The sequence below is a fragment of the Microbacterium sp. YJN-G genome, assembly GCF_015040615.1.
Classification (GTDB): Bacteria; Actinomycetota; Actinomycetes; order Actinomycetales; family Microbacteriaceae; genus Microbacterium.
The window spans coordinates 21,862-37,401 of record NZ_CP060402.1 but is presented as its reverse complement, the minus strand read 5'-3'; the positions used below and the strand labels follow the sequence as shown (position 1 = coordinate 37,401).

The window sequence follows — 15,540 nt, the reverse complement described above, 5'->3', positions numbered from 1 at the left end:
ACAATGCCAGGGGTCAGGCGATCGAATCGCTCGCGTTTGTGAATCTTCCATTCGGGAAACGTATTGTGAACTCGATTCACTTGACAGGGAACGATCAGGAGCGTATCGTGACTCCTATCGAGTCCAAATCGGATTCACAGACAGAATGGACGATACAATGTACACACGCGAAGGCGCGTTTGATCGTCGCCTCGTCCTCGTAGACATCGAGAACGTCGTTGGAGGTGCCGTTACGATGGCCGGCCAGGTCCATGCAGCACAAGCCGCGATCGAAGTGGTCGTCAGTCCTCGACCCAACGACCACGTTGTCCTCGCATGCGGACGGTCGAGTGTCCGCACCGTAGGCTTCGAATGGGCCGGCCCACGTCGACTCCGCTTTCGCAGCGGAATCGACGGCGCCGACCTTGAACTCCTCGACATCCTTGAGTCCGAGCATGTCGGAGAGCGGTTCACTGAAGTTGTTCTCGTATCGGGCGACGGGATCTTCGCGGACGCGATCTCGCGCTTGGCGCTTAGGAACGACACCGTCGTGACGGTTGTTTCTCGGCCGGGCGCGTGCTCGCGGCGCCTTCGGATGGCCGCCAAACGCACTCTGCATCTCGACTACGACCCGAATGCAACCATGGAGGTAGCATGACCACGCCAACACACCCGGGGCTCCTCGCTCCGAGCGATATCGCAGATCTCGCCGGCGTCTCGCGTGCCGCTGTAAGTAACTGGCGCAAGCGTATGAGCGACTTCCCACAACCGGTAGAAGGGAGTGCAGGCAAGCCGCTGTTCGCGGCTGCCGCCATCGAAGCATGGCTTGGTGCTCATCCTGAGAAGAGACGGCCGGACGCTTCCGTAACCTCGGACGCGACGGTGCCGGAGTCACGTCTCTGGGCGATCGCCAATCTCTTCCGTGGTCACCTTCGGGTGGACGAACTCGGCGAGCTCGTTCTACGCACCGCCGTTGCAGTCGTCGAAGAACGACAGCCGCAGATACCCACCAACACAGACCATGAGGCTGTAACTCAGTTACGTGACGCACTCCGAAGCGTTCCTCGGAACGAGCTCCCCCACACGGTAGACAGGCTGCTTGAGCGGACGTCACGTGCGCTCGGCAAGGCTGCCGGCGAGACCGGGTTCGTTGGTTCACGCACCAGCGCTCTCCTCGCCTCCCTCGCGGCGTCGCTCGACCACGGGACGCTGTACGACCCAGCATGCGGAATTGGTGTGGCCTTGCTCCACGCTTGCGATCTCGGAGCACTCCCAGATCGCATGGTAGGTCACGAAATCCACGCGACCGCAGGAGAGATCGCCCGCGATCGCGCCACGCTGCGAGGCGTCGACCTCGAGGTACGCGTTGGCGATGTCCTACGCGAGGACCCTGATCCCGACCTGCACGCCGACGTGATCATCGCGGAGCCGCCCTTCGGGCTGCGGGTTGATCGTGATACCACCATGGTCGACCCACGGCTCCGCTTTGGGATCCCTCCGCGCTCGAGTGGTGACTCCTTCTGGCTTCAGCACGTTGTTGCGCATCTCGCCCCCGGAGGTGTCGGCTATGTGCTCACATCGCCCGTGGCGGCCACCCGCGCCGGAGCGGAGGCCGAGATCCGGAGGAACCTCCTGCTGGGTGGTTGGGTACGAGCGGTCGTGGCGCTCCCGGGCAAGATGCTGCCGCAGACCTCGATCGCTCCGGTTCTCTGGGTCCTCAGCAAGTCCGAATCGTCGGCTCGTTCGAGCGTGCTGCTTATCGATGCGTCCAAGGTCGACACGCCGGAAGATGAAGTCTCCGGATGGCTCACCGACGAGAGCTTGCTCGTCAACGTGCCTCACGCGCGAGTATCCATCGACGAGCTGGCGGCTGGAAAGGCTGATCTCAACCCCGCTCGATGGACGCTGGCCGACGAAATCGACGGCGCACGGTTGGCGGGCGAATATGATCGAGCGGCTGCCCGGTTGACATCGACCCTCACCGCTCTGCCCACCGCGGTCGGGCACGTGGATCCGCCCCGCCTCTCCGGGAAGACGCCAGTGATGACTGTCTCCGAACTACTCGGAGCGGGGGTAATGGAGGTAGCCGCGGCGCGGCCCCCGCGGCAAGGAGCCCCCGCGTTCGAGAATCGCCGAGTTGACGCGGCCGCCGTCGGCACTGGCGAGCTTGCGCCCGTCGCGCCCGTGGCGCACGACGAGCATGGCGCGCTCACGCTGCCCGGAGATGTTTTGCTGACCACCATCGACAAGGTCCGAGCAATCGTCGACGAAGATGGCGGCCGCTTTCCGGTTGGGAGCGTCTCCCGTATCCGGGTCGTCGATCATTCGAAGCTAGACCCTCACTACCTCGCAGACGTCCTCGCGGGCGAATGGAACCGCCGATTCGCAGCCGGAGCCGGCATCAAGCGCATCCCGATACGAGAGATCGAGATTCCGGTTCCCCCCCTTGAGGAACAGCGCGCCATTCACGACGTCATCCACCGGATGCACGAAGCCCAGCGTCTCGCGAAGCAAGCGTCCGAGGCTGCCGATAACCTGGCAATTGCGCTCCTCAACGCCGTCCGCCATGGCGTCACTGTGACCAGCAAGACCCCCGAAGGATCCACCCGATGACGGCACGGCTCTCTCTCTCCGAGCTCAATCAATACCTCGCACGCGCCGCCGACCTCCTACGCGGCAGCATCGACCAGGCCGACTTCAAGGCATACATCTTCCCGCTGATGTTCTTCAAACGGATCAGCGACGTCTATCTCGAAGAGTTCGAGCAGGCTCTCGAGGAGTCCGGCGGCGACCACGAGTTCGCCTCGTTCGCCGAGAACCACCGGTTCGCGATCCCTGACGGCAACCTCTGGTCGGACGTGCGCGAGAAGACCGAGAACATCGGCACCGCCCTGCAGACCGCGTTCCGCGAGATCGAGAAGGCAAACCCCGAGACCCTCTTCGGCATCTTCGGCAACGCGAACTGGACCAATAAAGACAAGCTGCCCGACCGCAAGCTTGCCGATCTCATCGAGCACTTCTCGACAAAGACGTTGAGCAACGAGAACGTCGCACCAGATGTCTTCGGCAACGCGTACGAGTACCTCATCAAGCGGTTCGCCGACCAGTCGAACAAGAAGGCCGGCGAGTACTACACCCCGCGCTCAGTCGTCGGCCTGCTGGTGAACATCCTTGATCCCCAAGAGGGCGAGAGCGTCTACGATCCCGCATGCGGGACGGGTGGCATGCTCATCGAGGTCATCGAGCATGTGACGGATGCCGGCGGCAGCCCGAAGACGCTGTGGGGCAAGCTCTACGGTCAGGAGAAGGTGCTTGCGACGTCGGCGATCGCGCGCATGAACCTTCTCCTTCACGGCGTTGAGGACTTCAAGGTCGTACGAGAGGACACGCTGCGCAATCCCGCGTTCTACACGGGCAATAGGCTTGCGCGATTCGACAATGTCGTAGCGAACCCGCCGTTCTCCCTCAAAGCGTGGGGCGAGCTCGAGTGGGCATCCGACCGATGGGGACGGAACCAGCTCGGCGGAGTCCCGCCGAAGGGATACGCCGACTGGGCATGGGTGCAGCACATGCTCACCTCGGCTGACCCAAACACGGGCCGAGTCGCGGTCGTGCTGCCCCAGGGTGCGCTGTTCCGCCAAGGGGCAGAGGCGCGCATCCGCACACACATCCTGAAGGCGAAGAAGGTCGAAGCCGTCATCGGTCTCGCACCGAACCTCTTTTACGGCACGGGCCTCGCAGCGTGTGTGCTGATCCTGCGTCATCAGCGATCCGTCGGCCACCAGGACAAGGTGCTGTTCATCAACGGCGAGGACCTGATGAAGAAGGGCCGCAACCAGAACACCCTCGAACCCGAACATGCGAAGGCACTGTTCGACGCGTACCGCGGATTCACGGACGTCGAAGGCCGCGCACACGTTGCCGATCTCGCCGAGATCGAGGGCAACGACTTCAACCTGAACATCCCGCTATACATCGCACCCGCCGAAACGGGCGAGGAGATCACACTGGCTGATGCGCTGGCGAACCTAGAAGGCGCGCACGAACGCGCGAAAGAGACGAGAGCAGCACTCGAAGCGGAGCTCGCGAAATGGGGGTTGAGCGCGTGACCGGCCGAATCAGCCAGCGCGAGCTGGAGAACTACCTCTGGGGCGCTGCCGTCATTCTGCGCGGGCTCATCGACGCCGGCGACTACAAGCAGTACATTTTTCCGCTGGTGTTCCTCAAGCGCATCTCGGATGTCTACGACGAAGAGCGCGCGGCGGCTCTCGACACCTACGGCGATGAGGAGTTCGCCGACCTGCCCGAGAATCACCGCTTCGCAATTCCGAACGGATGTCACTGGCGCGATGTTCGCGCGGTGACCGGGAACATCGGCTCGACCGTGCTTCGTGCCATGCGGGCGATCGAGTCCGCCAACCCCGACACCCTGCCAGGTGTGTTCGGCGATGGGGACTGGGGCAACAAGAACCTGTTGCCGGACTCGACTCTCGCCGACCTGATCGAGCATTTCTCGACGCAGACGCTGTCAATCGCGAACCTGCCCGAGGACGAGCTTGGCAACGGGTACGAGTACCTCATCAAGAAGTTCGCCGACGACTCGGGCCACACCGCTCAGGAGTTCTATACGAACCGTACGCTCGTGCATCTCATGACCCTCATGCTCGAGCCTCAGCCCGGGGAGTCGGTCTACGACCCCACGTGCGGCACCGGCGGAATGCTCATCTCGACGGCGGCCGAGGTGAAACGCCAGGGCAAGGAGTGGCGCAACCTCAAGCTGTACGGCCAAGAGCTCAACTACGGGACCTCGGCCATCGCGCGCATGAATCTGTTTCTGCACGGCATCGCCGACGGCCAGATCGCGCACGGTGACACACTCGCCCGGCCCGCCTTCCTGAACACCAAGGGCGGCTTGCGAACGTTCGACGTCGTGCTGGCGAACCCTCCGTACTCGATCAAGGCCTGGAATCGGGAAGCCTTCTCGAAAGACCCGTACGGACGCAACCTGTGGGGCGTGCCACCGCAGGGCCGCGCTGACTACGCGTTCTTCCAGCACATCGCCAAGAGCCTTGACCCGAAGACCGGGCGCGCCGCGGTCCTCTTCCCGCACGGCGTCCTGTTCCGCCGTGAAGAGGCAGCGATGCGGGAAGCACTCGTGAAGTCCGACCTCGTCGAATGCGTGCTCGGTCTCGGTGCGGGACTCTTCTACAACTCACCGATGGAGGCCGTCGTCGTCACGCTCCGCGCCACCAAGCCCGCGGCGCACCGCGGCAAGGTGCTGTTCATCAACGCTGTCAATGAAGTCGCGCGCGAGCAGGCGCAGTCGTTCCTTCGCGACTCGCATCAGACGAGGATCCTCGACGCGTACCGAAGTTATGCCGACGTTCCGCAGTTCGCAACCGTCGCCCCCCTCGGCGAGATCGCCGACAAGGGCTTCAGCCTTGCGATCCCGCTGTATGTTGCCGGCGCGAAAGCCGCAGACGGCGGAGGTCAGATTGAGGTGGCCGACGCGCTCGCGAGTTGGCGGCAGACGGCAGAAGCCTCCGAGCACGCGATCTCAGATGTGCTCGCGCTGCTTCACGCGGAGGTGAACGCGTGAGTCTCGGCATCGACAAGTCCACCTGGGAACGGGTCACGTTCGGCGATGTCGTGCGGAACGTCAATGAGACGGTGAAGGATGCCGCGGCCGCTGCCATTGATCGGATCATCGCGCTGGAGCACATGGATCCGGGCGAACTCAAGATCAACCGTTGGGGGAATACCGCCGACGGAACCACGTTCACTCGACGCGTACGACCAGGCCAGACTTTGTTTGGCAAACGACGCGCCTACCAGCGCAAGGTCGCTTACGCCGAGTTCGATGCGATCTGTTCTGGCGACATCTACACGTTCGAAGCTGACCAGACTCGGATGCTCGGCGAGTTCTTGCCGTTCCTCGTGCAGTCCGACCCCTTCTTCGACCACGCGCTCGACACCTCGGCCGGGTCGTTGTCGCCGCGCACCAACTGGCGCGACTTGGCCAACTTTGAGTTCGAACTCCCTCCGCTCGACGAACAAAGTCGCATAGCGAAGTTGCTGTGGGGCATGGAGATGCACCGACGGAATCTACTGTCTATTCGGTCCCTGCTCACAACGGACGAGTCCATCGACGGTCTCGGCAGGCTACTTTTCGGCTCGCGAGCGAAACTGTGGGAGACGACTCGTTTCGCCGACTCGGTCCAAGTGTCCAGCGGGGCATTTCTGCCCGCCAAGGAGATGTCTCCCGGAACGGTACCCGTGTATGGCGGAAATGGCATCACGGGATACCACTCCCATGCGAATAACCCGCAGAGCGTCGTGATGATTGGACGTGTAGGCGCCTATTGCGGTGTCGTACACGAATCAGTGGGCCCGTCGTGGGTCACCGATAATGCGTTAGTTGTGAAGCGTGCCGATGGATTCCGGAGCGCATTCCTCGCGGCCGCCCTTCGGTTCGCGCGACTGAACGCGTTTGCGTCGCAGACCGCGCAGCCCGCCGTGTCCGCGATCGGGCTGGCCGAGGCCTCTCTCTCACAACCGGACTTGGATTCGCAAGACGCATACCTTGCTCGACGCGCAACGATTCAGCGCTCACTAGACGGGGCGCAACAGGAGTTGGTGCGGCTGACGCAACTCACAACTGCGGTGCTCGTCGATGTTTTCGGAGGCAATTAATGGCGCAGTTCAACGAGGCGAACTCGGTCCGCGACTTCGTCCGTGATCTGATCACGTCCCCGGACGTGCAATTCCTGCCGGGAAGCCAGCTTCCGCGCCGCCCCGACGAAGTGTTGCTCGAAGGGCTCGTCGCTGCTGCGCTGATCCGGTTGAACCCCGAGATCGAGGCTGATCCGCGTAAGGCCGATGAGGTCATCCACGTGCTGCGTGCGATCCTGATCTCAGCACGCAGCAGCCCGCATCCGGTGGTCGCGAACGAGGAGTTCATGGCGTGGCTGACGGGTCAGAAGTCGATGCCGTTCGGTCCGAATGGCGAGCACACGACGGTGCGCCTGATCGACTTCGATCACCCGGAGGACAACTCGTCGAATCAGTGGATCGTGTCGACCGAGGTGACTTTCCAGTCGGGTCGCCTGGGTAAGCGGTTCGACGTGGTGCTTTGGTGTAACGGCTTCCCGCTTGTGGTGGGCGAGGCGAAGACGCCGATCCGCGCGGCCTACTCTTGGATCGACGCGGCCGCGCAGATCCACGACGACTACGAGGCGAGTGTTCCGCAATTCTTCGTGCCGAACGTGCTGTCGTTCGCGACCGAGGGCAAAGAATTCCGGTACGGCTCCGTTGGGATGCCGGTCGAGCTCTGGGGTCCATGGCGCGAGGAGGAAGCCGACCCGGCCGCCCCGGCTAAGGTCGGCCTCGAGGTCGTGAAGGACGCGGTGAACGGCGTACTGTCCCCGGCATCCGTTCTTGACTTCCTGCGATTCTTCGCGGTGTTCGCGACCGACGCGAAGCACCGCAAGATCAAGGTGATTGCGCGGTACCAGCAGTTCCAGGCGACGAACCTCATCGTCGAGCGTGTGTTGCACGGTCGGATCAAGCAGGGGCTCATCTGGCACTTCCAGGGGTCGGGCAAGTCGCTGCTGATGGTGTTCTCGGCGCTGAAGCTGCGCGCGATGGCCGAGCTGACGAACCCGACGATTCTGATCGTGGTCGATCGGATCGATCTCGACACGCAGATCACCGGCACATTCAACGCCTCAGATGTTCCTGGTCTGGTCTCGACAGACTCGCGCAAGGAGCTGCAGACACTGCTGACCCAGGGTGCTCGGAAGATCATCATCACGACGATCCACAAGTTCGGCGAGATCGACGGTGTGCTCGATGACCGGCACAACATCATCGCGATGGTCGACGAGGCCCACCGTTCGCAGGAGGGCGATTACGGGCAGAGGATGCGCGAGGCGCTCCCGAACGCGTTCCTGTTCGGCCTCACGGGCACGCCGATCAACAAGCGCGACCACAACACTTTCATGTGGTTCGGGTCGCCCGAGGACGAAGGCGGTTACCTGTCGCGGTACTCGTTCCAAGATTCGATCCGCGACGGCGCGACCCTGCCGTTGCACTTTGAACCGCGGCTGTCAGAGATCCACCTCGACCAGGAGAAGATCGATGCCGCGTTCGAGGAACTTGCGGTGGAGCGCAACCTGACCGAGGCCGAGAAGATCACGCTGTCGAAGAAGGCAGCATCCATCGAGGTCCTCATCAAGGCGCCCGAGCGCATCCGCCAGATCGCGGATGACGTGGTCACCCACTTCACGGAGAAGGTCGAGCCGGAGGGCTTCAAAGCGCAGCTGGTGGCCTACGACAAGGCATCCTGCGTCGCGTACAAGGAAGCGCTCGACACGATGCTCCCGCCCGAGGCATCCACCATCGTCATGTCAAAGGCGCGCACCGACCCGGCGTCGTGGGCGCAGTGGACACCGGGTGCCGACGAACTGGAGCAGGTCGTCGCGCGGTTCAACGACCCGGCGGATCCACTGAAGATCATCATCGTCACGGCGAAGCTGCTCACCGGGTTCGATGCGCCGATCCTCCAGACGCAATACCTCGACAAGCCACTCAAGGAGCACACGCTCCTCCAGGCGATCACCCGCACCAACCGGGTGTACCCGCCGAGCAAGACACACGGACTGATCGTCGACTACCTCGGCATCTTTGACGACGTCGCGAAGTCGCTTGCGTTCGACGAGGCCTGGGTCCAGCGGGTGATCTCGAACATCGAGGAACTGAAGGCTGAGCTCGCGCCTGCGATGGCTGCGGCGCTCTCGTTCTTCCCCGGAGTGGATCGGTCGGTCGGTGGCTACGAGGGACTCATTCAAGCGCAGACTGCGATCGCGGCTGACGGGGTCAAGGATGCGTTCGGCCTCGCGTATAGCGTCGTCGCCCAGCTGTGGGAGGCTCTCAGCCCCGACCCGATGCTCAAGAACTTCCGCGACGACTACAAGTGGCTGACGGACGTCTACGAGTCGGTGCGGCCGGCCGACATCACCGGCCGCCTCGTGTGGCACGCGCTCGGCGCGAAGACCATCGAACTGATCAACGAGAGGGTCCACGTCGAGATCCCGCAGGGCGACGAGACGATCGTCCTCGACGCACAGACGATCGAAGACCTGATGACCGGCAAGCGCAAGGATGTCTCGACGGAGGAGATCGAGAAGCAGATCACGGCGCGTATCGCCCGGCACCTCAACAACCCGGTCTTCATTGAGCTCGGTCAACGACTCAACGCTCTCCGTGAGAAGTACGCCGACATTCAGCAGTCGAGCCTCGACTTCCTCCGCGATCTCCTCGAGCTGGCCAAGGACACGGTCGCTGCCGAGAAGGCCGAGAAGGAGACCCCGCGTGAGGAGCGAGGGAAAGCTGCGCTCACCGAGCTGTTCGAGGCGCTGAAGGGCGACGAGACGCCGATCATCGTCTCGAACGTTGTCGATCGCGTTGACGAGGTCGTGAAGGCCGTTCGCTTCGATGGTTGGCAGTCAACTCTCGAGGGCGACCGCGAGGTACGGAAGGCGCTACGACAGACGCTGTACGTCCAATTCAAGATCCGCGACAACGACGTCTTCGAGAAGGCCCTGGGATACGTGCAGGAGTACTACTGACGTCGAGGGGAGCGAGCGAACGAGCCCCGGTTCGGGCACAGCCAGCGAGGTGACGCGCCCAGTGTCGGCGCCATACATAGACTGACGCCGTGAGTACCGGAAGCAAAGCTCTCGATCGTCCCATCCATCAATGGCTGTCCGACATCGCAGCCGGCAAGTTGCGCCTCCCAAGCTTTCAGCGTGGTGAGGCATGGGACCGCAGACGCATCGAATCAATGCTCCGCACCATCGTGCGAGACCTGCCGCTTGGCATCACTCTCGTGCTGGAGGTCGGTGACCAAGAACAGTTCCACTCGCGGCCGCTGGCGACTGCACCCGAAACGAATACGAAAGTCACTGAACACCTGCTGGATGGACAGCAGCGGCTTACAGCGCTGTGGCGCGCACTGAAGGACAACTACGAAGATCGCACATTCTTCGTTCATCATCCGTTGCTCGATGAAGATCCTCAGAACGACGGGGACGAAGTCGACATCTGGTCGTACTCGCGTTGGCGCAACAAGGCAAGACAGATCATGCCGCGGTGGACCGAGGATCCCGAGCAAACATCTCGTCGAGGGCTCGTGCCGGTACGGTTGCTCGATCCGCAGATCGACGACGATGTGAATCGGTGGGTTGAAGAAGCCACCGCTCATCTGAAGCCGAAGCCCGACGAGCACACAGATGTCAACGAGCTCTATGCGGCCATGGAGCGACACCAAGCACGACAGAAGTTCCTCAAGGAAGAAGTGCTGTCTCCGCTGCGCGAGACGGTGAAGCACTACCTTCTCCCGTATCTCAATCTCCCTGCCACCACGCCAAAGTCCGTTGCTCTCGACGTGTTTATCAACATGAACACCAATGCAAAACCGCTCCGCGCGTACGACATCGTCGTCGCAGAGGTTGAAAGTGCCACCGGAGCGCGGCTGCAGGAGATGATCGATAAGTTCGTCGGGCAGTTCCCACGCCTCGCGGAGTTCGGGAACATCGGCGACCTGATCCTGCAGACCGTCGCACTGCACCAGGACCGCGAGCCCAACAAGTCCGGATTCTTTGGCATCGACGCGCACCGTCTGGTCAGCGAATGGCCGGAGACATGCAGGGGCCTCGAGGACGCAATCGATTTGCTGTCTCGCCTCCGAATCTGGGATGCCGCGAGACTCCCCACTGCGGTCGCGATACCCGTGGTCGCTGCTGTCCTCGTCCGCGCGCCGAAGGACGGCGACGGTCGCGGGTTGATCGAGCATGTCGTTCGAAAGTACCTGTGGACGACGTTCTTCACCGGTCGATACGACGGTGCAGCCGCGACGCGCGCGTATGCCGATGCGCGTCCCCTGTTGTTGTTCGCGGCGGCTCCGACCAAGGAGGGCGCGGCGCGGTTGGAAACGGAAGTTCCCGTATTCGATCGCAATGTCTACCCGCTGCCGAACCTTCGAGCGCTTCAGGCTGCTGCCTGGCCTGCTGGAAAGAACAGCTTGGCCCGCGCTGTGCTTGCGACCGCGAACTACTTTGGCGCACGAGACTTCGCAGATGATGCACCCCTCACGGACGCCAATGTCACGCGCCGTGAATACCACCACCTGTTCCCGGCGAAGCTCCTTCGAGATGCTGGAATCGAAGCAAACCTGGCATTGAACTGCGGGCTGATCACGTGGCGCACGAACCGCGCCATCGGACGTCTCGATCCGATCAAGTACTTGAAGGCTCGGACCGATGCGGCCCCGACGGATCAGACCGTGGAACAGCGCTTGCACAGTCACCTCATCCCCGCAGGTGCGCTGCAAGATGCGGGCCCGTACCCCACCGAGGTCGTCGGAGGGGATCTGGAGGCCCTGGTTCGACCAGACTTTGAGCGATTCCTCAGCGAGCGAGCGGCAATCGTCGAACGCGCGATGCAGCTGCTTTGCGATGGGCACACGCCAGAGCTGGGCGACGTCCTCAATCGGTCTTGAGTACAGAAGGTGGAATCGACGTGACAACTCCTTCCGAGTACGAGCGCCAGGTAGCGAGGTACTTCGAGACACTCGGGTACGCGACGACGGTGACCACCTACAGCAACGACTACGGCCTCGATGTACTCGCCGAGAATGATCGCGAGCGCGTCGCCATCCAAGCCAAGCTGTATGGCCACACATCCCGCCAGGTGAACCGGCAGACGATGATGGAGCTCCACGGTGTGAGTGCGTATTTCGACTGCGATCGGGCGGTGCTTGCTACGGACGGGATCGTGCGTAGCGATGCTCAGGAGGTTGCGCAGAAACTCAACATCGAGATCCTTCAACTGACACCTGGAGTTAGCCCGCCGGAGCAGTCCGCGAGACGCCACGATGACGGGTCGATTCCAGCGGCCCCGAGCCAACCGATAAGCCCGATGACGGTTGAGCGGATCTGGACCGACTACGTCATGCCCCTCGCTGGACGGACCCTTCACGGTCGCGGCGATCGAATGAATCGCGTAATACGCGTCGACTGGTCAGGAATCGAACGCGAGACTTCGAACGGACGTCGCTCACGAATCGACTACGAGATCTTCCGATTGGCCATCGGTCACATTCTTCAGCACGGGATGATCACCCGCGACGAGATCAATCAGAACTACGCGAAGCGCGCCTCTTCAGGGGTCGTGCTGATTCTCGGCGAGGTTCCGTTGTTCAAGCTGAAGAGCACCCCGTTGCGCCTTGAGCTTGACGACGCAGCCCTACGCGCCGCGTCCGGCACATTCCCGTGATAGATCCATCTGTGCCCGCTGCAGAGCAAGGCATGACACCGGCGTCCCCACGGCGTGCAGGCGGCGTCGCCGCCGCATCCGTGATCTCGGAGTTCTTGCGCGTTCAGGCAGACGTCGCCCCACGCTCGGCTCTGGCGCGCGTGTTTGGCAAGAGCCCGCTGTCTGCCGACTCCCGCCCCTGGTATCTCGGCGCGCTGGGCGAGCTCACGGTGGCCGAGCGTCTCGCCGGTTTGGGTCCGGAGTGGACGGTGCAGCACTCCGTACCGATCGGCACCCGCGGCAGCGACATCGACCACCTCGTCATCGGACCGGGCGGCATCTTCACGCTCAACACCAAGTTCCACGAGGGCGCGCGCGTCTGGGTCGCCTCGCGGCGCTTGCTCGTGAACGGGCAGAAGACCGACCACCTCCGCAACGCGCGCTTCGAGGCGAGTCGCGTCAGCAAGATCCTCACGCGCGAGCCGGATGCTGTCGCATCAGCATCCGGCATCGTCGTCCTCGTCGGGGTCAAGCAGCTCACCGTCAAAAGCCGACCGGAGGACGTGACCGTGCTCCGCGACGCCGAGCTGGTTCGGTGGCTGCGCAAGCGGCCCGCGACGCTTTCGCCCGAGCGACTCGCCGAGCTCGTCAGGGTTGCGAGTGATCCGCAGACTTGGGGCGGTTCTAGGCCCACGCCAGACCTGGCTGCGTTCGCGGCACTCCGCCGCACCGTCGAGCGCGCACGACGCGTGCGGCTCGCGTGGGGCACGGCACTGCTCGTCGCGGTGCCGGCAACGCTCTTCGGCGTGAGCCAGCTGATCCTGCAATCGCTGGGCTGAGCTCACTCCCGCCCGCTGAACACCCCGCGCAGCACGAGAAACACCCCGACAGCGACCACCGCGACAACGGCGAGCTTCACGACGAACCAGAGCAGGCTGAAGAGCACGTTCACGACGGCCCACGCGATGATCACGGCGACGACGACGCCGACGATCGTCCAGAGAGTGCTCTTGTTCATACCTCCAGCGTAGGTGCCCTGCTCGCCGCGGGAATGTCAGACCCCACTCGTACCGTCACCACAAGCCCGAAACCTCGCCACACGGGCTGGAAAGACACCACTGGGGTGGCGAGAACGGGGAACATCATGAGCACTGTCGAATCCGCCAAGAATCAAGACCCGAGCCTGTACTGCGCCTTCTTCGGCGGGCCGCGCGATGGCCTGAAGAGCGGCGATCTGCCGGCGCCCATGTCGGGCAAGAAGCTCACCGGCATGGTCTTCAAGACTCCGATGAGCGAGCCGCACATCTACAGCCTCTACGCCGTCTACGTCTGCACGAGCGAGACGCAGATCGACGGATTCTGGCAGTTCGAGTTCCAGGGCTTCGAAGGCCCGAACGGCGAGACCCTCGTCGCCGCAGAACCCGAACCCGCGCCGGCTCACGAGCAGCACGGCCTCGCCTGAGCCGACGGCCGAGCGGCGAGGGCGCACCGACTATGCGACCGGCGCGTCCTCGCGCGCCGCTCCCCGCCCCACGAGCATCCGCACGCCCGTCCCGACGACACCGATCGCCAGAGCGACGATCACCGGCATCCATTCGATCCCGAGCGCCTGCGGAAACACCTGCGCGGCAGCATCCGCCATGTCGCGCAGATCGCCCTGCAGCGCCCGCGAGCCGAGCAGGTACGACAGCGCCGTGATCACTCCGGGCATCACCCACAGACTCAGCAGCGCGACCACCCACACGACGATCCGCCCCACGGGAGCACCCCGCACCACACCGGCGCGAGCCCGACGACGACCGCCGGCACCCAGCGCAGCACCGTCGCGACTCGGATGCTCGTTGTACGTCGTGAACGCGACGACCGCCGTGCCGATCCAGCCCGACACCAGCACCGCCGACAGCGCCAGCCCGAGTGCGGCGAGCGCGACGCTGCGCCCCGCGCACAGCGCGAACCCCAGCTGCGCGAACAGCACCGCCACGACCACTCCGCCGAGCATCCCGCCGAAGTACAGCACCTCCAGGCCACCCGCGCTGCCGTCGGTCATGCCGAGCCCCGCCGCGAGCACCGCGAAGCTCTGCACCGACACCACCACGTGCACGGCCAACACGCCGAGCGCCGCCGGCGCACGCGGCGTGAGGCGCAGCATCCGCACCACGAGCCCCGCGAGCACCCCGCCGAGCACGACCATGCCGAAGATGCTGATCGCGTAGTACTGGCTCAGCGGCAGCAGCGCGAACGGCATGTCATCGGGCATCGTCTGCTCGTGCCACAGGTTCTGCAGCGGCAGGCGCGAGCCGCCCACCCACGAGGGGAAGAGCATCAGAGCGGATGCTGCGACACCGACCAGCAGCGACAACCACGGCCTCCTCACCCGGGACTCCCGCTCCGGTGCGGTGTCGACGTCGGCCGGGGTGGTGCGGTCAGCATCCATGGTCTTGAGGGTGCCACACGCCCGCGCGAATCGACGGGACTGACGAACGCAAGACCACACCACGGCCGCCGCTCACCGGCGTACCATCACACCCATGCGGGGGCGCGCTGGGATCGCGCCGCTGCGAGCGTGGGCGCTCGTGGTCGGCTACATGGGCGTGGCCTCGGCCTTGGCGCTCGCGCTGTTCTTCGCGCTCGCCGACCCGTTCGGCGTGCACCTGCGCACCTGGTCGTGGCTCGGGCCCGCGAACGACGACCATCTCGTGCGCGACACGGCGTGACGGCCACAGCGCGAGTTCACGGATGGTGGTCACCGACAGGGCTGCCGTGATCGCCGTCGCGACGGCCTGCGACACCCCTTGCAGCCGCACGATCGGCAGAGCAGGCACATCCTCGGGGGCGACTCCCGCCCCCGACGGCCCGAGGATGTCCTGCGGCACGAGCTGCACGTCGGAGTCGGCCGCGGCGAGCGCGGCAGACGCACGCGCGAACACCGACGAGGTGCCGAGGTCGAAGATCGATCCGATCGTCAGCGACGAGAGGGCGGATGCCGCGGCGGCGCTCACACCTATCAATTCGGTGATCGGCTGCTCGAGCAGCTTGCGAAGGCTGAGTTCGCGACTCGACTCGCGGACGAGGTCTGCAAAACGGACAGACATGGCTGTCTCCGATCCGCGTCCCGCGGGGCGCACGCTGACGATCGAGATGTCGTGAGGAGCCCCAGAGCACACCTCACACACGCCGGATGCTACTCCGGGGCGGGGCGCTGCGACAGGGCCAGTCCCCTCGGCCTCCGGCGCCCACACGCCGCAT

The 15,540-nt window shown here is 63.9% G+C and carries 14 protein-coding genes; 12 read left to right on the top strand and 2 right to left on the bottom strand.

Translation table 11 applies throughout. From position 1 onward, the window contains the following. Nucleotides 1–157 precede the first annotated feature (157 nt). The 9 genes from H7694_RS00165 to H7694_RS00125 all read left to right on the top strand — a co-directional run bounded on the left by H7694_RS00165 (nt 158) and on the right by H7694_RS00125 (nt 13,133). A complete protein-coding gene (locus H7694_RS00165) occupies nt 158–637 on the top strand; it encodes an NYN domain-containing protein (RefSeq protein ID WP_193597592.1) in 480 nt (159 codons plus the stop codon). Beyond that, entirely contained in the window at nt 634–2,592 is a 1,959-nt protein-coding gene (locus H7694_RS00160; RefSeq protein ID WP_193597591.1) for an N-6 DNA methylase, read from the top strand. The genes H7694_RS00165 and H7694_RS00160 overlap by 4 nt, the downstream gene beginning before the upstream one ends. After that, complete coding sequence (locus H7694_RS00155; RefSeq protein WP_193597590.1) at nt 2,589–4,088, top strand: type I restriction-modification system subunit M; 1,500 nt, start codon at nt 2,589–2,591, stop codon at nt 4,086–4,088. The genes H7694_RS00160 and H7694_RS00155 overlap by 4 nt, the downstream gene beginning before the upstream one ends. Next, a complete protein-coding gene (locus tag H7694_RS00150; protein WP_193597589.1) occupies nt 4,085–5,578 on the top strand; it encodes a type I restriction-modification system subunit M in 1,494 nt (497 codons plus the stop codon). The genes H7694_RS00155 and H7694_RS00150 overlap by 4 nt, the downstream gene beginning before the upstream one ends. Further along, entirely contained in the window at nt 5,575–6,672 is a 1,098-nt protein-coding gene (locus H7694_RS00145; RefSeq protein ID WP_227468198.1) for a restriction endonuclease subunit S, read from the top strand. The genes H7694_RS00150 and H7694_RS00145 overlap by 4 nt, the downstream gene beginning before the upstream one ends. Further along, nucleotides 6,672–9,608, top strand: a complete 2,937-nt coding sequence (locus H7694_RS00140) for a type I restriction endonuclease subunit R (RefSeq protein ID WP_193597588.1) — start codon at nt 6,672–6,674, stop codon at nt 9,606–9,608. Before H7694_RS00145 ends, H7694_RS00140 begins: the two co-directional genes overlap by 1 nt. Before the next feature lie 89 nt (nt 9,609–9,697). Further along, nucleotides 9,698–11,539, top strand: a complete 1,842-nt coding sequence (locus tag H7694_RS00135) for a DUF262 domain-containing protein (RefSeq protein ID WP_193597587.1) — start codon at nt 9,698–9,700, stop codon at nt 11,537–11,539. A gap of 20 nt (nt 11,540–11,559) precedes the next feature. Next, nucleotides 11,560–12,315 carry a restriction endonuclease gene (locus H7694_RS00130; RefSeq protein WP_193597586.1) on the top strand — a complete coding sequence of 252 codons (756 nt, stop codon included), beginning with the start codon at nt 11,560–11,562 and terminating at the stop codon, nt 12,313–12,315. Nucleotides 12,316–12,395: 80 nt separating this feature from the next. Continuing rightward, nucleotides 12,396–13,133: a nuclease-related domain-containing protein gene (locus tag H7694_RS00125; protein WP_193597585.1), complete on the top strand. Its 738-nt coding sequence runs from the start codon at nt 12,396–12,398 to the stop codon at nt 13,131–13,133. Between the two features lie 2 nt (nt 13,134–13,135). Here the strand turns inward: H7694_RS00125 and H7694_RS00120 are convergent, their stop codons facing one another. Continuing rightward, nucleotides 13,136–13,312 carry a hypothetical protein gene (locus H7694_RS00120; protein WP_193597584.1) on the bottom strand — a complete coding sequence of 59 codons (177 nt, stop codon included), beginning with the start codon at nt 13,310–13,312 and terminating at the stop codon, nt 13,136–13,138. A gap of 126 nt (nt 13,313–13,438) precedes the next feature. On the opposite strand from H7694_RS00120, the gene H7694_RS00115 reads away from it, so the two are divergent. After that, nucleotides 13,439–13,756 carry a hypothetical protein gene (locus tag H7694_RS00115; RefSeq protein WP_193597583.1) on the top strand — a complete coding sequence of 106 codons (318 nt, stop codon included), beginning with the start codon at nt 13,439–13,441 and terminating at the stop codon, nt 13,754–13,756. A 30-nt stretch (nt 13,757–13,786) separates the two neighbouring features. On the opposite strand, the gene H7694_RS00110 is transcribed toward H7694_RS00115, so the two are convergent. Next, nucleotides 13,787–14,728, bottom strand: a complete 942-nt coding sequence (locus H7694_RS00110; protein ID WP_193597582.1) for a hypothetical protein — start codon at nt 14,726–14,728, stop codon at nt 13,787–13,789. Between the two features lie 94 nt (nt 14,729–14,822). Here H7694_RS00110 and H7694_RS00105 point away from each other — a divergent pair, with 94 nt between their 5' ends. Then, on the top strand, nt 14,823–15,008 hold the full coding sequence (locus H7694_RS00105) for a hypothetical protein (RefSeq protein WP_193597581.1): 186 nt from the start codon (nt 14,823–14,825) through the stop codon (nt 15,006–15,008). A 22-nt stretch (nt 15,009–15,030) separates the two neighbouring features. Continuing rightward, a complete protein-coding gene (locus H7694_RS00100) occupies nt 15,031–15,441 on the top strand; it encodes a hypothetical protein (protein ID WP_193597580.1) in 411 nt (136 codons plus the stop codon). Nucleotides 15,442–15,540: the final 99 nt, after the last annotated feature.

Bases quoted from the DNA above. Each gene is read 5' to 3' on its own strand.
- H7694_RS00165 (WP_193597592.1), top strand. From the start codon at position 158: ATGTACACACGCGAAGGCGCGTTTGATCGTCGCCTCGTCCTCGTAGAC.
- H7694_RS00160 (WP_193597591.1), top strand. From the start codon at position 634: ATGACCACGCCAACACACCCGGGGCTCCTCGCTCCGAGCGATATCGCA.
- H7694_RS00155 (WP_193597590.1), top strand. From the start codon at position 2,589: ATGACGGCACGGCTCTCTCTCTCCGAGCTCAATCAATACCTCGCACGC.
- H7694_RS00140 (WP_193597588.1), top strand. From the start codon at position 6,672: ATGGCGCAGTTCAACGAGGCGAACTCGGTCCGCGACTTCGTCCGTGAT.
- H7694_RS00120 (WP_193597584.1), bottom strand. From the start codon at position 13,312: ATGAACAAGAGCACTCTCTGGACGATCGTCGGCGTCGTCGTCGCCGTG.
- H7694_RS00115 (WP_193597583.1), top strand. From the start codon at position 13,439: ATGAGCACTGTCGAATCCGCCAAGAATCAAGACCCGAGCCTGTACTGC.
- H7694_RS00110 (WP_193597582.1), bottom strand. From the start codon at position 14,728: ATGGATGCTGACCGCACCACCCCGGCCGACGTCGACACCGCACCGGAG.
- H7694_RS00105 (WP_193597581.1), top strand. From the start codon at position 14,823: ATGCGGGGGCGCGCTGGGATCGCGCCGCTGCGAGCGTGGGCGCTCGTG.
- H7694_RS00100 (WP_193597580.1), top strand. From the start codon at position 15,031: ATGGTGGTCACCGACAGGGCTGCCGTGATCGCCGTCGCGACGGCCTGC.